The sequence below is a fragment of the Wolbachia endosymbiont of Drosophila incompta genome, assembly GCF_001758565.1.
GTDB classification, from domain to species: domain Bacteria; phylum Pseudomonadota; class Alphaproteobacteria; order Rickettsiales; family Anaplasmataceae; genus Wolbachia; species Wolbachia pipientis.
The window spans coordinates 172,946-194,517 of the sequence record NZ_CP011148.1; the positions used below are offsets into that span (position 1 = coordinate 172,946).

Here is a 21,572-nt window from a genome sequence, read left to right on the forward strand (position 1 = left end):
TATCCTTTGGTGAACCACGCCCTAGTATTAAGCGCGATAAAGACCTTTCAATATCCGGAATGTTAGATAATATCTCTCGTATTTTTCTGCGTGAATCATGATTATTTACAAAAAATTGAGCGGTGCTGAGCCTCAAATTGATTGCCTTGGAGCAAGCAAGNGGTGAAGCGAGCATTTGTTTGAGCAGGCGTCCACCAGAAGCTGTAACTGTATGATCAATAACTGAAATTAGTGAACCTTTCTTTTCACCAAATTGAGTTGAAAACAACTCAAGATTTCTCCTTGCTGAAGCATCAATAAGCATGAAATTTTGTTGCTTATAGGTTTTTGGGAATTCAAGCCTTGGAATAGAGCCCCTTTGTGTTACTCTGACATATTCAAGCAGTGCACCACACGCCATGATTTCTACTTTGCTGAAATTTCCTATACTCCCAAGTTCCCTGATTTTATAAAACTCGCATAATGTTCTGTGAGATTTACTATACTCAAAAAAGCTCTGTGCGTGTTGCGTAATTGATATTTTATAATTTTTTAAAATCGATCTAATTTTTTCATCCTCAGTGAATTTTTCAGAAATTAATAATTCTCTTGGTGATATACGCAATAAATCACTATCTAGAGCTTTCAAACTCGTTAAAGTGTGAAAAAATTTTCCCGTCGATAATTCAAGCCAACTAATAGCATATTCGTCATTTTGTTCAACTATGGATGCGAGATAATTATTGCTTTTATCCTCCAGTAGTGAATCTTCTATAATTGTACCTGGAGTTACAACTCGCACTACATCACGTTTTACTATGGATTTATAGCCCCTCTTTTTTGCTTCATCAGCAGTTTCTAATTGATCACAGATTGCTACTTTGAATCCTAAATCTATTAGCTTGTGCAGGTAAGATTCACTACTGTGTGCTGGCACTCCACACATTGGTATTTCTTGCCCACACGAATTACCTCTCTTAGTGAGCACTATATTCAGCAATTTCGCAGCTTTAATAGCATCATCGAAAAACAATTCATAAAAATCTCCTAGCCTATAAAATAGCAGATGATCTTTGTATTGAGCTTTCAGGTTCAAATACTGCTCCATCACAGGGGTGTTTTTTTCTTTTACGAAGCTCATAATATTTTTTAATATATTGTATTGATAAACGTTATTATAGATTATATTGCACATGTGAATAACATAAATTTTAAATAGGTGTATAGAGGGGAAAATTTAAAACAATTAAATTTCTTGGATCCAAGTAGTCAGGACACTTGGATGACATAAAGAGTAGGAGTATTTGATGACAAAAAAACAAAAACACAGTTGTCATTCCAGCGCGTGACGCTGGAATCCAGAATATCCTAATTACAAGGTTTATTATTTAGTTTGAAAAATACTATAGCTTTTTCTATGTAAGTTGTGGCCCCTTTTTACCATTTGCGACAGTTGTATCATCAACAGATATTTCAGAGCTAACAGTGCTAATAGTTTTTTCTATCGCTTTAGCCTGTTCATAGTCTTGACTCAAAAAATACATGGCCAGTCCAATAGCTATACTAGCAACAAGAGAAGATGCTATCATTACACCTAGTATCATACCACCAGAAAGACTTACTGCAACACACACACCAGCTCCAAGTACAACACCAAGAAAACCACCAATTATTACGCCAGGCACCAAACTGCCTACCATAGCGCTTTCTTTTTTCGTATTAGCTTGTTTTTTCATACTTTTAATAAGCACTTCTTTTGTTTTTCCTTGAGCTAAATCTGAAGGAACTTTATTATCCGCGTTTTGTATCAAAGGATTTGCACTATATGTAACAAGCAGGGTGGTTATTTCTTCAGTTTTATTACCTATAACTGCATGATGTAGTAATGTATTTCCCTCTTCATCTTTAAAGTTTATATGAGTACGAAATTCTTCTTCAGATTTCTTATTGGGTTGTTTTTTGCATATATCCTAGATTGTATTGCTCCATCTAAGTATTGTATTACTTGTTCTAGTGATTGCTCGCCAGGATTTTGTATAAAATGAAGCAGAATTTCGTGTACTATCGCTTCCTTTGTAGTTTGTGGGCATTGTAAAGCGTAATTAAATGTCTGTGTAGTAATAACTTCTTCTTTTCTTTTTTTAAGAACAACCCTTAAATCTTCAATCGCCTTTTCACCATCTTTTATTCCAAGAATTATTGAATCCAAATTATTTATCATGCTATCCTCCTTGGTTTGATTGCATTACTCATTAATAAATAATATAATAAATCCTGCTAAAAGTCAAGCAATTAATTAATAAGTTAATATAATCCTCCAAAAGGAGCTCCTTACTTTTTGTTCAGCATGTCCATTGGATCAGACTCTTTAAGCTTGCTGTTTGCTGAATTTATTCATCACAATAGCTACAATGTGCTATCGAAGTTCTCTGTAATCTTAGTTGGTTCTTCTAGAATATTCAAAATATCAGTTGCACAATAAACCCGATCTCTCTTTCCTTGAGAAGTTTGTGAAACGATGCCTAAATCTTCAAGCTTTACGATTGCTCTTTGGGCTGTTGTAAATACGACACCTAAGTTTTCAACCACTTTCCTTATAGTAAAGTAAGGGTTTAAAGACTATTCACTAAATCATTGTCCCATTCAAATTTTGGTGGCAAGGGGCTTGGTATAAATGCCTGATAACCAGCGAATACTTTGCCTGATGGTGATCCTTTAATATACATTCATTCAACCTAGCACACTATTTTTATAGTATATATTATTTTCAAATAAAGTCAAAAATGAAAATAAGGCTTTATCTTATTTGCGTGCATGAAAATAAGAAACTCTCTTATTATTGATTTTGCTCAAAAACGAAAATAGAAGAAGCTGCTGAACTTTATATATCCTGTTTTTCTGGAGAACTGCTATAAAACTTCTGAGTGAAGTCACTTAATTTTTACACATCTATTGTAGAGTAAGAAGAACCGAATTTGAAACAAAAATGCTAACTGATGCTTGGACTTTACTGACACTTACACTACTTGAAACTATACTTAGTGTAGACAATTTAATCTTTATTTCTCTAGCAATAGATAAGGTACCAAATGCGCTGAGAGAAAGAGTGCGCCTTATGGGCCTTGGATTAGCACTATTAATGCGTTTTGTAATACTATTTTTTACATCATCTATATTATCAATGCAAAAACCTATATTTCACACTGCATCAGCAAGGGATTTACTTATGATCGCAGGGGGATTATTCCTTATTGTTAAGAGCTCTATGGAGTTACGGGATGACATCTTTGTATGTAAGAAAAATAAAAAGAAAGCAAACGTTAAATCAAAATTTTTTTTAGTTGTGCTACAAATTATATTAATAGATTTAGTTTTTTCGGTTGATTCGATATTAACTGCTATAGCACTAACTTATAACATGGTAATAATTGCTACAGCATTTACATTTTCCATGCTAGCAATGCTGTTTTTATCAAGTTATACCGCCCAGTTAATCAAATCTAACCCAGGGTTAAAAATAATCGCCATTTTATTTGTTTTACTTGTCGGTGTGTACCTCATACTTCATGGATTTCATATAGAATTACCAAAAGGATATTTGTATTCTTCATTTATGTTTGCACTGCTTGTGGAAATTATAAGCAAAATAAAGAAAATTAACCGTCATACCGCGATTCATTCGCGGTATCTCTAGATCCAGCTAACAAGCAGCGGGATCTTTTTGATTTACTCCCACTCAATAGTTGCGGGTGGTTTAGAAGTGATATCATAAACAACTCTATTTACTCCGGGAACATTATTAACAATTATACTGCCGACATTGCGTAAAAAATCCCAAAATACTAGCAAGTGTTGATCCTTATCTTCAAATGGAAATGCATCGGCTGTCATACCATCAGATGATGTTACAGCCCTTAAAGCACAAACATATCCATACGTACGACCATCTCCCATAACGCCTACAGTTTTTATTGGTAATAATACAGCAAAAGCTTGCCATATCTTATCATATAGATCGTAATTTTTCATCGTATTAATATATATTTCATCTACTTCTTGCAATATTTGCACCTTTTCTTTATCGACTTCACTTATAATCCTCACTGCAAGTCCGGGTCCAGGAAATGGATGTTGAAATATTATCTCGTCTGAAAGCCCAATTTCTTTTCCAAGTAGCCTTACCTCATCTTTAAAGAGGTAACGTAAAGGCTCCACTAACTTCAGATTCATCTTTTCTGGCAACCCACCAACATTATGGTGAGACTTAATTGTACTAGTGTTGTCTGAGGCATGCCCTGACTCAACTACATCAGAGTAGATGGTACCTTGCATCAAAAAATCCACATCACCTATTTTTTTTGCTTCTTCTTCAAACACTTCAATAAAAGTGTTACCGATAATTTTTCGCTTTTCTTCTGGATCAGTTATTCCCTTCAACCTACTCAAAAATAAATTTGATTTATCAACGTAATTTATCGGAATCTCTTTCAACATAGCGATGGTTTGGTTCTTGCGTAACAACCCAGTATCGATAAAAATACAGTTCAATTGTTTTCCTATAGCTTTATGTGTGAGAGCCGCTGCAACGCTTGAATCAACCCCACCACTTACTGCAGCGATTACTTTTTTCTCTCCTACTACATTTTTGATTTTTTCCTTTTGCTCCTCAATAAACGACTTCATTGTCCAGTCTCTTTTGCAATTTGCAATATCCAAGAAGTTAGAGAGCAATTTACTGCCATTTGTTGTGGGCTTAACCTCAGGATGGAACTGAGTACAGTAAATCTTCCGCTGTTCGTTGACAATCATTGCAATTGTTTGATTTATCACACCTGATGCGATAACAGTAAATCCCTGTGGTATAGTATCAACACTGTCCGCATGGTTCATTAATACATCCACTTCAGAATTAACATCCCAGGTATCCTTTACAATGGGGGATTCTTTTAGTATCTTGATTTTAGTTCTACCAAACTCCTGTTTGAAACTCTCTTTTACTTTTGCTCCAAAATAATGACAAATGAGTTGCTGTCCATAGCATATTCCAAGTATAGGAACGCTTGTTGCCTCATTAAGTTTTATAATTTCATGTACTACTCTACTTGTTTCAGAACAATCATCATTTACAGATTGTGGTCCTCCAGAGAGAATAAACCCATTGAATTTTGATATTGTTTCAAAACTGATGTTGCTTGGAAATATCTCACAATAAACACCCATTCCTCTTACTTGTCTTGCGATAAGCTGTGTAAACTGTGAACCAAAATCAATAATGGCAATTGCTGACAATTTGCTCCTCCATATTATTTAAAATGATATCTGATAATAAAGAAAATAATGGAGTAAGTAAACCAAGACCTGTTTAAAAGCTTTAACGCGTGGTACAAGTTAGCTATATAGCTAATTTTCCTACACCATACCGCTGCGGCGCTAACTAGTAGCGGAATGACAGCAATCTACGTCATACCGCCGCAGTATCTCAGCCGCTAACAAGTAGCGGGATTATCTTCATGCTGCCACGAACCGTCATACCACTGCGAACCGTCATACCGCGATTCATTCGCGGTATCTCAGCCGCTAACAAGAGATCCCGCTAACAAGCAGCGGGATGACGAGCTTATCGTCATGCCACCGCGAACCGTCATACCGCGATTCATTCGCGGTATCTCGGCCGCTAACAAGTAGCGGGATGACGATTGTCGTTTAGCCATAAATATTTAAGAAATTTACCAAATGAAAAAAAAGGCAAAAGAAGCCCCGTAGTTGGCTAATTACTTACATTATACTTTCAAGTATGGCGTTTTTTTATTCTAAACGCTTAATAACCGCGACTCAGCTGCTTTTAAATGCAACTAACCTTAGCTATAAATGTTTAAGAAATTTACTAAACAGAAAAAAAGGCAAAAGAAACCCTAGGGTAGCTAGTTATTCACTATCCATTTTTTAAGTTGGCGTTTTTTTATGTTTTAAACGCTTTATAAGCGCGTTTCAGCTTATGTAGGTAGAAGTTTGATAAAGACATAAGGTGCACATAGTGCAAAAAATTAAATATGAGACGCCAGATACGTGAGTTTTTTTGTCATTTAATCTGTACAGAGAAGATAAATAAATAGCTTCAATTTTATGATAAGAGGGCTGGCGGAGTTTGTCAAGGAAGTTTTTTCGTTTCTATTCCCAATAAAAGTGCGTTATATGGTTATGCAAGAAGTCTATTTACCCATTTGCTTAACTTTCTCTCTACTTTTTCTGAGTAAGGCCGCTATTGGCATGACAGACATTCATCGTAGTCAATATCTGTTTTTTGTTGCAATATTTCACTTTTTTTGAATATGTCATGCGAGACCTTATCGGCTCTCTGCATTGATTGTGATCTGCAGTAATATAAGCTCTTCAATCCTTTTTTCCAAGCAAGCATGTGTATTTTGTGCAAGTAACGTTTATGTACGTTGGCAGGTAAGAACAGATTTACTGATTGAGATTGACAAATATACGAAGTTCTATCACTTGCATGTTCTATAATCCATCTTTGGTCAAGCTCGTACGCTGTTTTAAATGTCAATGTTTCATGCTCACTAAGAAAATCTAAATGCTGAACGGAACCCTCGTTTGTTGAAATTGAAGACCATATTTTATCATTGTCTTGATTTTTTTCTGCTAATAGTTTTTGCAAGAATTTATTTCGCACTACAAATGAGCCTGTAAGTGTCTTTTGTATGAATACGTTTGCTGCGTATGGTTCTATTCCAGGGGAGGTATTACCTGCAATAATGGAGATCGAGGCAGTAGGAGCAATAGCGAGTTTGTGTGTAAACCTTTCCATTAGATCAACTTCTTTGGCATCAGAACATGCTCCCTTTTCTTCTGCTAATTTTTTAGAAACTATATCTGCTTGCTCGCGTAAATACTTAAATATTTTTTTATTCCATTGTTGTGCTGTTACTGATTCAAAAGGAACCATTTTGCTTTGTAAAAATGAGTGAAAGCCCATCACACCAAGACCAATACTGCGTTCTCTGGCTGCAGAATATTTTGCTCGCTGCATTTCATTCGGTGCTTTATTTATGAAATCTTCCAATACATTATCAAGAAAGCGCATTATATCTTCTATGAAGAGTTTATTGTCTTTCCATTCTTCGTAGTACTCAAGGTTTACGGATGATAGACAACACACAGCAGTGCGTGACTTATTCAGGTGATCATAACCTGTGGTTAAAGTTATTTCACTGCATAGATTTGACATCTTGATGTCTAAGTTGAGCTTTTTGTAAGATTCTGGCTTATTGTTATTTGTTGCATCAAGGAAAATAATGTAAGGTTCTCCAGTTTCAACTCTTGCTGTTAATATTTTGATCCATATATCCCGCGCTTTTACAGTTGAAATAACCTTATTGTTGTGAGGGCTTATTAAATTCCATTCTTGATCATTCTCAACAGCCTGCATAAATTTATCTGTTACTATTACAGCATGATGTATATTTAACGCTTTGCGATTTGGGTCACCGCCTGTTGGCTTGCGTAAATCTAGAAACTCTTCTATCTCCGGATGAGATACAGGAAGGTAGACTGCTGAACTTCCTCGCCTTAGGGATCCCTGACTAATTGCAAGTGTTAGAGCATTTTGCACTACAATAAATGGAACAATTCCTGATGTTTTGCCGCTACCCTTTACGCTTTCGCCTATTGAGCGTAAATTTCCCCAATAACTACCTATGCCTCCTCCACGTGCAGCAAGCCAAACATTTTCGTTCCATAGATCAACTATTCCCTGCAAGCTGTCTTCGGTTTCATTAAGAAAGCAAGAGATAGGTAACCCTCTCTTAGTGCCACCATTGCTGAGTATTGGTGTTGAAGGCATGAACCACAAGTTGCTCATGTAGTCATAAAGACGCTGCGCATGTTCTTTATTATCAGAATAGTAATTAGCAATACGTGCAAAGAGGTCTTGATAACTTTCATTTTCTATTAAATACCTGTCTGATAGAACTGCTTTTCCAAAGTCGGTTAATTTGCTGTCCTTTGCGTAATTAATGGTAATGTTATTCATAAAGTTCCTTTTATTCTTTTATTATATATAGGTACTTAAAAGTCATTTTGAGCGATTTTTAAGTTCGGTTTTTCGGATTTTTTTGTTGATGCTGTAATGCAAACAAGATACCGTCAACCTGACTGCCATATATTTTACAGTAACTCATATAACTTATTTGCATATTTATTTCTTTTGCAACATGTTGAACATAACTTTCTGAGTGACGAAAATAGTCTCCTTTGTTTACAAAGTCAATACCTTCACCTTCCTTTCTTCTTATTAAACATACAATAACTCCTTTTTTGCTCGTAGATCTTTTTGCTAATTCCAACTCTTCTTGAAAGTCATGTAGATAATGTAGCACTTCAGCAAAGATAATTACATCATACTGCTGGTTTTTCTCTTGTTTAAGAAACTCTTTCATTTCCATATGTATTAATTCATTGTAAACAGGCTTACCTTTTATAAAGCATCCTCTTGCGATATTTAGCATTCTACTTGAAATGTCAATTCCTGTTATATGGTTTCCAATACTATTTATTTTCAAGAAATGACCACATATTCCAGTTCCACAACCAAGGTCGAGTATATTGAGCTCAGAAGTGGAGTTGTTGAAGATTTTTGTAATTATCATGTGTACAAGTTCATGCCCTCTATATTGTTTGGCAATCAACCAATGCTCAACAAAATATTCACCTGTGTAATCAAAATATTGTCTTATGAGGTTTTTTGGCAATTCTGTAATAGGCGCTGAGTTTGTCATTTTTTTTATATAGTAAGACGCCTCCTCGTGGTCATTATCTAATTTTAGTGCCCTTGTTAAATAATTATAAGCTTTGTTAGTATTCCCTACCGCAAAATGACACCTTCCGATGTTATACCAGACTATAGGTAAATGGGGGTAAAATATGCTAATTAACCAAAATCGTAACTTTGCATCTGATATGCTACCTTTATAAAAGTGATATAAACCGATTTCAATGTTGGTGTTTAACAGGTTCTTAGATTTTTTAAGAAGCACTGTCATTTCTTTATGAAGAGTATTATATTTATTCACAATGAAGTGTTTTACTTTCTTAATATTTAATACGCCAATGAGCTTAGACATACAATTTAAAGCAACGTTTTTTATAAAAGAGAGATTACTTTTCATACGTTAGAAATACTCCGAATGTTTATTATCATTTTTAGGCAATTGATTTTAACACATTTTATCTTACAAAATATCTTTTTTATTAATTTTTACTGTATATATAAGTTTACCACATATTTCTCAGATTATACTGTTTAGGATTGCTAGTATATTGTTGTTGATAATATAAGTAAATGTTTTGTGCAAAAAGGCGTTGACATATTATTTATTAGGTTATAACATATAAAAGATTAATTTAGTTTTTAGATGTTTGACAAGTTTTATGGTAGAGATTAATTTAATCTCAATTCAATTTTAATAATATTTAACTCTGCATATTCTGCATATAGTCGGATAAATAAATTATTAAGAGCACTTGATGGATGCCTTGGCGTTAAGAGGCGATGAAGGACGTGGCAGGCTGCGATAAGCTGTGGGGAATTGTCAACAAATTTTGATCCGCAGATTTCCGAATGGGGAAACCCAACTAGTTTAGCTAGTTATTACGTACTAAGTATGTAAAGCAAACTTGGTGAACTGAAATATCTAAGTAGCCAAAGGAAAAGAAATCAACCGAGATTCTGTTAGTAGTGACGAGCGAAAGCGGAAAAGGCTAGTGATTTAAGAATAAGAATTAGAATACTCTGGAAATAGTAACCATAGAAGGTGATAGTCCTGTATAAGTAGAAAGTTTTTAAATCCTTGAGTAGAGCGGGGCACGTGAAATCCTGTTTGAATATGGGGGGACCATCCTCCAAGCCTAAATACTCCTTAACGACCGATAGTGAACAAGTACCGTGAGGGAAAGGTGAAAAGAACCCCGGGAGGGGAGTGAAATAGAATCTGAAATCAAGTGCTTACAAACAGTTGGAGCTCTATATCAATTTATTGATATTTAGAGTGACAGCGTACCTTTTGCATAATGGGTCAGCGAGTTAATCTATGAAGCAAGCTTAAGCCGTTAGGTGTAGGCGTAGCGAAAGCAAGTCTGAATAGGGCGTTTTAGTTTTATGGATTAGACCCGAAACCAAGTGATCTAGTCATGACCAGATTGAAGGTGTGGTAAAACACACTGGAGGATCGAACCAGTTAATGTTGCAACATTATTGGATGAGTTGTGATTAGGGGTGAAAGGCCAATCAAACTTGGAAATAGCTGGTTCTCCGCGAAATCTATTTAGGTAGAGCGTTGTATGTATGTTGTTGGGGGTAGAGCACTGGATAGACTAGGGGGATTCACCGTCTTACCAAATCTAACTAAACTCCGAATACCAACAATTAATTATACAGCAGGCACACTACGGGTGCTAAGTCCGTGGTGAAGAGGGAAACAACCCAGATCACTATCTAAGGTCCCAAAATTACAGCTAAGTGGGGAAGGAAGTAGAAAAACCATTACAGCTAGGAGGTTGGCTTGGAAGCAGCCATCCTTTAAAGAAAGCGTAACAGCTCACTTGTCTAAATAAGTTTTTCTGCGCCGAAAATGTACCGGGGCTAAAGCTGTATACCGAAGATGTGAGTGCTTATTGATTTCGATCAATAGGCGCGGTAGCGGAGCGTTCCGTAAGTCTGTGAAGGTGGTTTGTGAAAACTGCTGGAGATATCGGAAGTGAGAATGCTGACATAAGTAGCGTAAAAGAGTGTGAAAAACACTCTCACCAAAAATCTAAGGGTTCCTACGTTAAGTTAATCTGCGTAGGGTTAGTCGGTTCCTAAGGCGAGTCCGTAAAGGAGTAGTCGATGGCAATTAGGTTAATATTCCTAAACCTCTTAAGTGTGACGGGTTTCGTATTTGTATAGATCTTATTGGATTGATCTATGCTTAAAAGAAGCTCCAGGAAATAGCACTTATATTTATGAGGCCGTACCGCAAACCGACACTGGTGGATGAGTAGAGTATACTAAGGTGTTGAAAGAATGATGTTGAAGGAACTCGGCAAATTATACCTGTAACTTCGGAAGAAGGGTAACCTGCTTTTAGGCAACTATGAGTAGGTGGCACAAAATAGGGAGTAGCGACTGTTTACTAAAAACACAGGACTCTGCAAACACGTAAGTGGAAGTATAGGGTCTGACGCCTGCCCGGTGCTGGAAGGTTAATAGGAAGGGTGTAAGCTCCGAATTGAAGCCCCAGTAAACGGCGGCCGTAACACTGACGGTCCTAAGGTAGCGAAATTCCTTGTCGGGTAAGTTCCGACCCGCACGAATGGCGTAACGATTTCTCCACTGTCTCCAACATCACTTCAGCGAAATTGAATTCCCCGTGCAGATGCGGGGTACCCGCGGTTAGACGAAGAGACCCCGTGCACCTTTACTATAGCTTTACATTGCTATTAAAAGTGTGATGTGCAGGATAGGTGGGAGACTTTGAAGTTATGGCGCTAGCTATAATGGAGTCAACCTTGAGATACCACCTTTTACACTTTTGATATCTAACTATGTTTCATTATCTGGAACTAGGACATTGTATGGTGGGTAGTTTGACTGGGGCGGTCGCCTCCTAAAAAGTAACGGAGGCGTGCGAAGGTAAGCTAGAGCTGGTCGGAAATCAGCTTGATAGTATAATGGCATAAGCTTGCCTGACTGCGAGGCTGACAAGCCAAGCAGAGACGAAAGTCGGTCATAGTGATCCGGTGATTCTGTATGGAAGGGTCATCGCTCAACGGATAAAAGGTACGCCGGGGATAACAGGCTGATGGTGTTCGAGCGTTCATAGCGACGACACCGTTTGGCACCTCGATGTCGACTCATCACATCCTGGGGCTGAAGAAGGTCCCAAGGGTTCGGCTGTTCGCCGATTAAAGTGATACGTGAGTTGGGTTTAGAACGTCGTGAGACAGTTCGGTTTCTATCTGCCGTGGGTGAAGGAAATTTGAGAAGGTCTGACTCTAGTACGAGAGGACCGAGATGGATATACCTCTGGTGTACCAGCTGTTATGCCAATAGCATCGCTGGGTGGCTATGTATAGATGGGATAATTGCTGAAAGCATATAAGCAAGAAACCCTCTTCAAAAAGATTTCCCAATTAAGGCCGTGGAAGACTACCACGTTGATAGGCTAGGTGTGGAAGCATGGTAACATGTGAAGCTAACTAGTACTAATAGCCTGATTGATTTATTTGCTTTCTATATGTGTGTATGCAGTGTTAAATATTAAGTTAAAATTGTTAAGTTAGAAATTTTTATTGACTTGGTGGCTATAGCAAAAATGAACCACCCGATCTCATCTCGAACTCGGAAGTGAAACTTTTTAGCGCTGATGGTACTTGAAAAGGGAGAGTAGGTCGCCGCCAAGTTTATAAAAATTTCTTTGTTAATTAGACAGTAGGTATACTTATATTTTAACTTCCTTGTTTTGTTACTATTCTTTAAGTTTTTACTTTAACTACGATATCTTTTTTTTCTTATATGTTCTTGGTCATTTTCTACATTATTTAGCATTGTTCCTACTTCCCCTAATTGATTCCCTTTTGAAGGAGAATTACTGACTTCTGGTAATATTACATTACCTCCCACTTTTTTAAATAATTCTTCTTGTTGGCGAAATGCTGACCTCCAATCTGTTCCTGTTCCTTTAGGAAGAAATAAGAATTGATACATCTGACCAAAGCCTGTGTTATTTACCTCTTTTATATGCTCTACCATTCACCACACCCATTAACTATTTTTAAAAATTTTACCTATATTATCATAAAAAATATAGTTGTAAATACCTTAATTGAGATTTTTTTTATTTTATCTTTTTTAAGCAAATAGTTAGATCTTTTTGTAAATTTTTATAACTTGCTTGCATAATGTTTCTATGAGTGAGTATTATGTAGTAGTGCCCTATATTACTTATATTTAAAATGCTAATTTTAGCAAGCATTCGTAGTTGCCTTTTTATTTTATTTCTTTTTGCTGCTTTTCCGGTTTTTTTACTGATAGCCAGACCTACTCTAATAGTATGAATGTACTTTTCAGGTTCTCTTTCTTTTATAGCGTACAGTGATATATAAAGCCCACGATAAAAAAGACTGTTGAGTGCTAACTTATTTTTGAAAGCAGAAGAAAAATCTTTTTTTTTATACTTACTATGCGCATAATTTGTTACACCCTAATGAACGGCGCCTATTAAGGATTTTTCTTCCAGCTCTTGTTGCCATACGTGAACGAAATCCGTGTCTGCGCTTTCTTATCAAATTTTTTGGTTGAAATGTTCTCTTCATTGTTTTTATATTAATATAATTATTTATTTTAAATTGTTTTACTTTATTGTCAAATAATGGTGAACTTGTATGACATTTTCGTAGAATAAAATTTGATGCATGGAAGAATGAATTCGGTGATAGTCATACCTGTCTTACTAATCCTTTTATTTTGTTTTAGTAGGTTTCAAGAAGTAAATAAGGTTAAATCTTATCTATATCTTAGTTGTGTATGGATGCTAACTTGGTTGTTAGTATTCTATAATAATTGTTTTGTAACTTTTATTTCTATAGCGTTACTTTTTTTCATGCTTGCTTTTATCTTTAAAAATAAAAGAAATAAGATAATAAAACTTTCGTTATTTGTGGCTTTGGCCATATCATTTTTTATCACTTTATTTATAATGCTGTCTATTTTTATTCAATCCATTAGTTTTTTTAATAAAGTAGCTATTTCAGAATTCTTGTTTTGCTTGAAATGGGGCCACAATGTAGTCACTATCAATGAAGAGAAGATAGGATGTTTTGGTATAGCGCCGCTTTTAGTTGGTACATTACTTATAACTATTATAGCAATGTTAGTTGTCGTTCCGCTTGGTTTATTTTCTGCAATATATATTAGTGAATATGCGAGTGAGAAAGTGCGTTATATTGTTAATACAACTTTGCAAGTTTTGTCTGCTATTCCTACGGTTGTATATGGATATTTCGCGGTTGTGTTTTTGTCTTTCTTTATAAAGCAGGTAGCAAATTTTTTTGGTTTAAGTATACACTCAGAAAGTGCCTTAGTTGCCGGTTTATCGATTGGGATAATGATTCTTCCTTTTATTATTTCTTTACTCGAAGATGCCATAAGATCTGTTCCAAAAAGCTTGCGTTATGGCTTCATGGCACTTGGTGCAACTCCAGCGGAAACTATATGGCATATAACAATACCTTATGCAATGCCTACAATTTTAAGTGCAATTTTATTGTCAATTTCAAGAGTGATAGGTGAAACAATGATTGTGCTAATGGCTGTGGGAATCAACGCAAATTTGACTTTTAACCCTCTTAATTCAGTTACTACCATTACCGTGCAGATCGCTACATTACTTACCGGAGATCAGGATTTCAATAGTGTACAAACTCTTGCTGCTTATGCGCTTAGTTTAGTATTGTTTATTATTACTTGGCTATTAAATGCATTTGCATTGTTTGTAATGAAGCGTAACTAGTAAGCGTTTTAATGTTGCAAAATTTCTATTAATAATATAAAATTTATTTTCTTTAGAAGTTCTTTTATGGAATTATAGTGTTAGGTGATAAAAATAAAGAGATGAATATAGGTAGAGCGATTAAGGTAACTCAAGCAGTTGTTGATATAAAATTTGAAGGTGAATTGCCTAAAATATTTAATGCTTTAAAAAGCAAACTAAAATATAAGGATAAGGAGCTGGTTTTAGAAGTTTCGCAGCATATAGGTGACAATATAGTTCGTTGTATTGCTATGGATAGCACAGATGGCATGTCAAGGGGGGATGAATTTGTTGATACAGGTGCACCAATATCGGTGCCAATTGGGCGTTCAACTTTAGGAAGGATTTTTAATGTTGTTGGAGAGCTTATAGATGAGTGTGGTCCACTGAAGGGAAAGTATAACTTAGAGCCTATACACAGAGCACCTCCAAGTTTTACTGAACAGAGAATACAGGAAGAAGTTTTAGTTACGGGAATAAAAGTTATAGATCTTCTTGCACCTTATCTTAAAGGAGGAAAAATTGGCTTATTTGGTGGAGCCGGTGTTGGTAAAACAGTCCTAATAATGGAATTAATTAATAATATAGCAAAAGCTCATAAAGGATTTTCTGTGTTTGCCGGGGTAGGGGAGAGAACGCGTGAAGGTAACGATCTTTATCACGAGATGATCACTTCAAATGTAATAAATATAAATGAGCATGAAAAATCTCAAGCTGTTTTGGTTTATGGTCAGATGAATGAGCCTCCTGGAGCAAGGGCTAGAGTTGCTTTAACAGCACTTACTATGGCAGAGTATTTTCGTGACCGTGAAAACCAAGATGTTCTATTTTTTGTGGATAATATCTTTAGATTTACACAAGCTGGTTCTGAAATTTCTGCTTTACTTGGAAGAATACCGTCAGCTGTTGGTTATCAGCCAACCCTTGCAACTGATATGGGTGCAATGCAAGAAAGAATAGCTTCAACAACTTCTGGCTCTATTACTTCTGTGCAAGCTATATATGTTCCTGCGGACGATTTGACTGATCCAGCCCCAGCAACTACATTCTCTCACCTTGATGCAACCACAGTGTTGTCAAGGCAAATAGCTGAAATGGGAATATACCCTGCTGTTGATCCACTTGATTCAACTTCTCAGTCTTTATCTGCTGAAATCATTGGTGAAGAACATTATAATGTAGCTTCTGAGGTGAAACGTATATTGCAAACTTATAAATCACTGCAAGATATTATCGCAATACTTGGTATGGATGAGCTATCTGATGAAGATAAAATTATTGTTGATAGGGCTCGGAAGATTCAGAAATTTCTTTCTCAACCTTTTCACGTTGCAGAAATATTTACTGGCATGCCTGGTAAATTTGTTTCACTTTCTGATACTGTTTCCAGTTTTAAAGGGATTGTTGAAGGCAAATATGATCACTTACCAGAGGCTGCTTTTTATATGGTGGGGAATATAGATGAAGCAATAAAAAAGGCTGAATTAATACAAGCTGAAGCTAAATAAAAGTTAAAGATTATGAATACTTTTAAAGTGCAATTTTTCTCTCCTGATGATCAAATTTCATTCAGTGGAGTGGTTTCTCTTTCAGTAACTGGGCTCGAAGGGGAGCTTATGATTTTAGCTCACCATGCTCCTTACTTAATTTATTTATTGCCTGGTATGATTACTGTTAAAATGAGTAACCAAACAGAAAAGAAGGTTGTAATTGATAGTGGCGTATTAGAAGTTGCAAATAATAATTGTAGCATTATAACAAGTCAAATTCAGGTTTTTGATCGTGCAATTCATGATGAGAAATCGTTTAAAAATAAGAGAATTAGTATATATTTAAGTTATCTTGATGAGAAGTTTCTTTCTTAGTTATTTTAGGCAAAAAGTCAATTATCATTCAAGTGGCTATAAGATTTTTGCTCAGGGGGCTCTTTTTTGTCATCCCAGAAACCCCGGGGTGTCATCCCAGTGTCGGAGTACTTTAGGTGTATGATCCCAGAGTGTGATGGTATGGGACCATACACCTAATCAAATAAAAATTAAAGAAGGAGAGTTGGTTGTAACGGTTGGAGATAACGACTTTGTTTTACCTGGAATTTACGTTGGATAAACTACAAAAAATAACAGGTAAAAATCAACGTAAATTTAAGATAAATCGATTTTATTAGTATTATTAAATCAAAATCTGTTTTTAATTAATCAATAATACTTTTTTACATATTTTCATCCCCTTTCATGGATTTTTTAATTTTATAGATGATATCTAATATTATTAGAAGCATTGTAAAATATCTTATGAGAAAAGTTATAAAATATATTAGCATTATTGGTATTGCATGTTTAGTATTGTTATTTTTTATATCTAATGTGGAAACACGCGTAAAAACACAGGAAGAACAATTATTCCTAGCTGTAGAAGATGGTAATGCACAAGAAGTAAAACTATTACTCAAAAATGGTGCAGACCCAAATTGACCTTACCCAGAAAAAGTAGAGAGAAAGTTAAGACGTTTTTATCATGAGAATAAATTGTGCAGGAATGCAATAGTTAATAGTAGAATGTCTACGTTATTTGTTATAAAAGATTTCTATGTATTCAAATATGGCAGTTCTGGTTTGTTGAGCGAGAAGTATCAATAAGCAGCTCCCTTTTAAGTGAACTTTTCTGCAACAGAGTTATCGTAACAACAGCCCTTATGGCTCATGCTGGAAATGATGTTTTTTGTATTCAATAGAAATTGGTAATTTTGAGAGGTATACTGTGACCCTTGATCGCTATGTAACAGCAGATTTTTATCGGGTTTGCGTTTATCAACGGCCATCAATAAAGAATCTATAACTAATTATCATGTTACTCATTAACCACCATGCGTGAATATAGGTCAATTATTGCCGCCAACAACCTTCTTTAGTTTTTATGTAGGTAATCCCAAACTTTATTTGGCTGATCAGTAGTAAAATTTTGATCCAATGTGTTCGGAGCCACAACTCGGTTGCTTATTTGCTGTTTTTTATTTTTGAACCTTCGTCTAAACTTGGCTTTAATGCCATTTTCTTGCATAACACTTTGTACTGTTTTAATTTTTGCCTAAAGCTTTTAATTCAGCGTGAATTTTAGGGGCTCCATATCTGCATTTAGAAGCTTGATTATTTTTTGAATATCTGCTAGAAGCCCTTCTTTTGCTAATTCTTTACTGCTTTTTTCCTTAGCAACCCATACCACCAGTATAAAACCCTACATAGTTCCTGTGTTTTATAGCAATTTCTATATAAAAGAATACTTTACTCTTTTTCTTTGCCCAGGGCTTTTTTTAAGATGTCTCTTTCTCTTATTAGCTCTTTTTTTAGATCAAATCTTTCTTTGTCATAAGGAGCCTTTGCCTGGAAATGCGTATGCTCCAGACATTTTTCCATCATATTTTCTTACTTAACATACTACCATCTATACCTAGATCTTTTGCTATTTTTGTACTTGCTTGACCTGTTTCTTTAACCAGCTTAACAGCTTCTAATTTGAATTCTGCTGTATATTCTCTTCTATTTGTCATATTTTGAAAAAACGTTTTATTTTACTCCAAAAACGTCTTAACTTTCTCTCTACTTTTTCTGGGTAAGGTCACTACTTGGATGACAGATAGTAGTGCGAAAGTCTCTTACAACTTACTTTTAATTAGTCTAACCCATGCGTGCCAATCCCTCTCACCAAGATTGCTTTCAAAAGATAGGAGATCCTTTACAGCTTTTGAGCAAATTTCTTCACTTGGAATTGATAACTCCTTATTCATTGCTAACGTTAAACATTGAGTTTTGCACGCTTGTTCTAAATGATACGAGTAAAACATTGCTTCTTGTATAGTCCGACCACACGTTATAGATCCATGATTACGCATTAACATGACAAAATTTTCTTTCAGATCAGCTATTAACCTCTTTCCTTCTGTATCGCTAAGTGCTAGGGAATTATAATTATGGTAAGAGATTTTATTGTAAAAGTGCAGTGCCCATTGACTTATAGGAAGCAGCCCATCTTTGAGAGAAGAAACCGCTACAATAGAAGGTGTATGCAAGTGAAAAATTGCTTGAATATCTTTCCTTGCTTGATAAACAAAACCATGAATTATATAGCCAGTTCTATTATATTGATATTCTTTGCCTTCAATTACATCTCCATCAAATGATACTTTCATTAACGAACGTTCATCTACTTCATCAAAACGTATACCAAACGGATAAATATAAAACGACTTTTGATCTTCAGAACGCACTGAAAGGTGAGTATATGTATGATCATCGAACTTAAGGTAGGACAAAATCTGATAGGCATAGACTAGATCCCTTTTTACTCTGCTCTTTGTTAACAACACAATCCTCTGTTAGAATCTTCTGAAGGTTTATACGCGAAAAGAGACTTGTAGTAAACTAATAAGTCTATGCCACTCTGTCTTGCTTTCTGAATACCAAACACTTTTGTGTTGTAGCTTGCTTAAAAATAGTTATCGTTATTATAGAGTTTATATACAGAATTTATGTTTTTAAATTACATAATATCTTAACTACAAAAGTAATTTTCTATATAATATTTCATATGTTTTAAAGCTTCATTTTTATGTTATTATAAATGTAAGTTTCAAGATTGAAAATAATATGGTAAATATTAACACAAAAAAACAGCCAGCAGGATTTTTCATATATCTCTCTGGTCTTTCGGGAAGTGGTAAACTTTCCACAGCAATAGAATTATCTAATATGATAAACGCATTAATTGTAAATAGTAAGTTCTATAACAATGTTCAAGCTTGCTCTATATACGATGGTGTCTTTGAACGTGATCAAATACCTAAAGAAGTTCAAGATAGAATATATGGCATTATGCAAATTATGCTTCAGGTAATAGAAAATTATCCGATTCACTCAAAAAATTACATATTTATTGATGAGTTGATGGAAAATAATGACCAGAACATGAGGATGTATGATTCAATAGTAAGGCTTAGTAAAAAAATGAACACAGAAATCCTTCCTGTGGTACTTAGGTGTGATCTACCGACATTACAAAAGCGTATTGCATTAAAAAGGCAAAGAAAAAATAGGAAGGTGATTAATCTAAATAGCATTGTAGAGAAATTTAGGACTGACGATTTATTTATACCACCAAGTGCCATAGAGATAGAAAATTCAGATATGAGTATAAAAGAAGTAGCTCAAGAGATAGTAAACCAGATGCACAAGCTTAGTAACATTGCATGTACGCGAAAGAATAGTCTATAATGATTTCATATACTGAGGCTCATTTAAATATAGAGCTTCAACTTCATTTAATTTTTGCTTGTTCTCTAATCTATAACGGACTAATAGCCCTGCATGGCTAGCATTTAAATTGCAATCCATATGTGTACTGCTTGTAGCGTGACACTGGGATCCAGGTGCAGATAGTGGCAATAAATTGAAATCAAATAACTGCGTATAAAACCCTTGAGCATTTTTGACTATAGCTCTGATATTTTTTTTGTTATTCGTACAAAGCAAAGATATTGCGTAGGCTTGAACTTCCAGCGCACTAACTCCGTATAATGGCTTATTTGTAGCAAGATTTATACCTTGTGCAGCTGATATACCAACTCTAATTCCAGTGAAACTTCCTGGTCCAACTACTACCACTAAATGATCTATTTTATCATAATTATAGTTGTGCTTATCAAACAAAGTATTCAGAATTTGAAAAAATGATTCTGCATGATTGTTGCTGGCGGAATTGTGCTCTACAAAACAGTTACCATCATAATCAACTATTGCTATTGAACTACCAATACCTACAGTATCAATCGCTAAAATAGACATTACTTAAGCTTATCATAGAGTTTTGTAAACATTATAGCAAAGGCACCATTACCCATAACGTTTGCTGAAGTGATTATTGGATCAAACACTATATACAGTGCTGTGATTAACGAAAGCATTTCTGGAGAAAATTTGAGGTATTTCTCAAGAATAGGTAGCATTACCATAATTCCTCCTGCCGGAACTGCCACGATAGCAAACTTAAATAACAAAAAATAGAGAAGGAAAGTTACATAGTCTGTTGTGCACAATGAATAACCGGAGGCAATTATCATTGATAATATTATAATAAAAAAGCAATCACCTACTAAATGAAAGCTAGCAGTTATTGGCACAACAGACGATGCTATGTCAGGTTGCTTTACATTTTTTTTGCTTCCTTCAAGAGTAAGCGGTATAGTTGCATTACTAGACATTGTGCTCATTGCAGTAATAAATGCCGGTATCATATTGCCTATACTAGCTATCCAGCTTGTGATCTTGAATGAATTTGCTGCTCCATATAAGAGGAAAACATAAAGGTAGGTTGCAGATGCTATAATAATGAAAATTATTGAGTAATCCTTAAATATTATAGATAAAACTTGATCATGCTGCATTTTTAAAGCAAGCCCAAGTACAAATATTGGAATAATCGGCGTCAAAAACGTCTTCAAAATAAAGAGAGTTAAATCTAACATTTTGTTCGAAAGCTCTCTGCTTTTTTTGGGTAGCAGTGTGGACACTACTATGCTGGACACAAATCCACAAGCAAGGGCATAAAAATTAGAAAGCAATGCAGGCAGTCTAAACGACCATAAGGGAACAATTGTTTCTTCATACGTTATATCTTGTATTGAATAAGTGTTTTGTATGATAAAATGCCCAACAGAATAAGCTATTAAACTTGAAGCCAGATTCGATAAGAAGATCATTATAATAAGTAACAATATGAACTTTATAGCTGACTGCTTAAGATTGTTAACACTGCTAAAGATTAACGCAAAAATAATAGAAGGCATTATAAATAGCAAAACCTCTTTTATACTAAGGCTCGTTGAGTACAAGAAGGTTTTTACTTCCATTGGAACTAAATGACCAAAGAATGCAGCTGAAGTGATGACCGTGAGTAAGATTAATAGTTGTAGCACGTTCTTATATACCAATGTCCTATGGACATATATATGGTAAGTTAGTT

General features: G+C 35.1%; 18 protein-coding genes, 2 rRNA genes and 2 pseudogenes. 8 read left to right on the plus strand and 14 right to left on the minus strand.

Annotated elements, in window-relative coordinates:
* The 4 genes from WG67_RS08015 to WG67_RS00840 all read right to left on the minus strand — a co-directional run.
* Positions 1 to 1,120, minus strand: a 1,120-nt coding sequence (locus tag WG67_RS08015) for a MutS N-terminal domain-containing protein (RefSeq protein ID WP_458694994.1), incomplete at its 3' end; no start/stop codon positions are given.
* A gap of 274 nt (positions 1,121 to 1,394) precedes the next feature.
* Positions 1,395 to 1,790: a hypothetical protein gene (locus WG67_RS07080; protein ID WP_245683374.1), complete on the minus strand. Its 396-nt coding sequence runs from the start codon at positions 1,788 to 1,790 to the stop codon at positions 1,395 to 1,397.
* Positions 1,791 to 1,891: 101 nt separating this feature from the next.
* Complete coding sequence (locus WG67_RS07090) at positions 1,892 to 2,200, minus strand: hypothetical protein (protein WP_245683375.1); 309 nt, start codon at positions 2,198 to 2,200, stop codon at positions 1,892 to 1,894.
* Positions 2,201 to 2,385: 185 nt separating this feature from the next.
* Complete coding sequence (locus tag WG67_RS00840; RefSeq protein WP_006279522.1) at positions 2,386 to 2,568, minus strand: hypothetical protein; 183 nt, start codon at positions 2,566 to 2,568, stop codon at positions 2,386 to 2,388.
* Positions 2,569 to 2,965: 397 nt separating this feature from the next.
* On the opposite strand from WG67_RS00840, the gene WG67_RS00845 reads away from it, so the two are divergent.
* Positions 2,966 to 3,673, plus strand: a complete 708-nt coding sequence (locus WG67_RS00845; protein ID WP_010082284.1) for a TerC family protein — start codon at positions 2,966 to 2,968, stop codon at positions 3,671 to 3,673.
* A 32-nt stretch (positions 3,674 to 3,705) separates the two neighbouring features.
* Here WG67_RS00845 and guaA read toward each other — a convergent pair whose 3' ends face one another.
* The 3 genes from guaA to WG67_RS00860 all read right to left on the minus strand — a co-directional run bounded on the left by guaA (position 3,706) and on the right by WG67_RS00860 (position 9,158).
* Positions 3,706 to 5,268, minus strand: coding sequence for a glutamine-hydrolyzing GMP synthase (gene guaA / locus WG67_RS00850; RefSeq protein ID WP_010962427.1), 1,563 nt, complete (start codon positions 5,266 to 5,268; stop codon positions 3,706 to 3,708).
* Positions 5,269 to 6,238: 970 nt separating this feature from the next.
* Positions 6,239 to 8,023, minus strand: a complete 1,785-nt coding sequence (locus WG67_RS00855; RefSeq protein ID WP_070356758.1) for a ribonucleoside-diphosphate reductase subunit alpha — start codon at positions 8,021 to 8,023, stop codon at positions 6,239 to 6,241.
* Between the two features lie 58 nt (positions 8,024 to 8,081).
* Positions 8,082 to 9,158: a methyltransferase domain-containing protein gene (locus WG67_RS00860; RefSeq protein ID WP_070356759.1), complete on the minus strand. Its 1,077-nt coding sequence runs from the start codon at positions 9,156 to 9,158 to the stop codon at positions 8,082 to 8,084.
* A 335-nt stretch (positions 9,159 to 9,493) separates the two neighbouring features.
* Between WG67_RS00860 and WG67_RS00865 the strand changes: the two genes are divergently transcribed.
* A 23S ribosomal RNA gene (locus tag WG67_RS00865) occupies positions 9,494 to 12,259 on the plus strand.
* Between the two features lie 66 nt (positions 12,260 to 12,325).
* A 5S ribosomal RNA gene (gene rrf, locus WG67_RS00870) occupies positions 12,326 to 12,432 on the plus strand.
* 85 nt (positions 12,433 to 12,517) lie between these two features.
* Here rrf and WG67_RS00875 read toward each other — a convergent pair.
* From WG67_RS00875 to rpmH, 3 genes and pseudogenes are all read right to left on the minus strand, one after another.
* Positions 12,518 to 12,781, minus strand: coding sequence for a hypothetical protein (locus WG67_RS00875; protein ID WP_010082134.1), 264 nt, complete (start codon positions 12,779 to 12,781; stop codon positions 12,518 to 12,520).
* An 85-nt stretch (positions 12,782 to 12,866) separates the two neighbouring features.
* Positions 12,867 to 13,190: pseudogene (gene rnpA, locus WG67_RS07095) on the minus strand (ribonuclease P protein component); the annotation flags it as partial.
* Between the two features lie 19 nt (positions 13,191 to 13,209).
* Entirely contained in the window at positions 13,210 to 13,344 is a 135-nt protein-coding gene (gene rpmH / locus WG67_RS05885) for a 50S ribosomal protein L34 (RefSeq protein ID WP_006279898.1), read from the minus strand.
* Between the two features lie 107 nt (positions 13,345 to 13,451).
* On the opposite strand from rpmH, the gene pstC reads away from it, so the two are divergent.
* The 4 genes from pstC to WG67_RS00895 all read left to right on the plus strand — a co-directional run bounded on the left by pstC (position 13,452) and on the right by WG67_RS00895 (position 17,032).
* The gene (pstC, locus tag WG67_RS00880; protein WP_038199744.1) at positions 13,452 to 14,540 is read left to right on the plus strand and encodes a phosphate ABC transporter permease subunit PstC; all 1,089 of its coding nucleotides are present in this window, start codon (positions 13,452 to 13,454) and stop codon (positions 14,538 to 14,540) included.
* A 101-nt stretch (positions 14,541 to 14,641) separates the two neighbouring features.
* Positions 14,642 to 16,069 carry a F0F1 ATP synthase subunit beta gene (gene atpD / locus WG67_RS00885; protein ID WP_010962432.1) on the plus strand — a complete coding sequence of 476 codons (1,428 nt, stop codon included), beginning with the start codon at positions 14,642 to 14,644 and terminating at the stop codon, positions 16,067 to 16,069.
* Positions 16,070 to 16,081: 12 nt separating this feature from the next.
* Positions 16,082 to 16,426 (plus strand): F0F1 ATP synthase subunit epsilon, encoded by a 345-nt coding sequence (locus WG67_RS00890; protein ID WP_006279902.1) that lies wholly within the window; start codon positions 16,082 to 16,084, stop codon positions 16,424 to 16,426.
* Between the two features lie 426 nt (positions 16,427 to 16,852).
* On the plus strand, positions 16,853 to 17,032 hold the full coding sequence (locus tag WG67_RS00895) for an ankyrin repeat domain-containing protein (RefSeq protein WP_223823054.1): 180 nt from the start codon (positions 16,853 to 16,855) through the stop codon (positions 17,030 to 17,032).
* A gap of 93 nt (positions 17,033 to 17,125) precedes the next feature.
* Here WG67_RS00895 and WG67_RS08020 read toward each other — a convergent pair.
* Together WG67_RS08020 and WG67_RS00905 are read right to left on the minus strand one after the other, a co-directional pair.
* A pseudogene (locus WG67_RS08020) lies at positions 17,126 to 18,105 on the minus strand (IS3 family transposase).
* A gap of 105 nt (positions 18,106 to 18,210) precedes the next feature.
* Positions 18,211 to 18,921, minus strand: a complete 711-nt coding sequence (locus WG67_RS00905) for a class II aldolase/adducin family protein (protein ID WP_070356760.1) — start codon at positions 18,919 to 18,921, stop codon at positions 18,211 to 18,213.
* A 280-nt stretch (positions 18,922 to 19,201) separates the two neighbouring features.
* Here WG67_RS00905 and WG67_RS00910 point away from each other — a divergent pair, with 280 nt between their 5' ends.
* Positions 19,202 to 19,825 (plus strand): DEAD/DEAH box helicase family protein, encoded by a 624-nt coding sequence (locus WG67_RS00910; protein WP_010082279.1) that lies wholly within the window; start codon positions 19,202 to 19,204, stop codon positions 19,823 to 19,825.
* Here WG67_RS00910 and tsaB read toward each other — a convergent pair.
* Entirely contained in the window at positions 19,820 to 20,395 is a 576-nt protein-coding gene (tsaB, locus tag WG67_RS00915; protein WP_010962437.1) for a tRNA (adenosine(37)-N6)-threonylcarbamoyltransferase complex dimerization subunit type 1 TsaB, read from the minus strand. The two genes, WG67_RS00910 and tsaB, sit on opposite strands and share 6 nt — an antisense overlap.
* Positions 20,395 to 21,525, minus strand: coding sequence for a cation:dicarboxylate symporter family transporter (locus WG67_RS00920; RefSeq protein ID WP_070356761.1), 1,131 nt, complete (start codon positions 21,523 to 21,525; stop codon positions 20,395 to 20,397). Before WG67_RS00920 ends, tsaB begins: the two co-directional genes overlap by 1 nt.
* Positions 21,526 to 21,572: the final 47 nt, after the last annotated feature.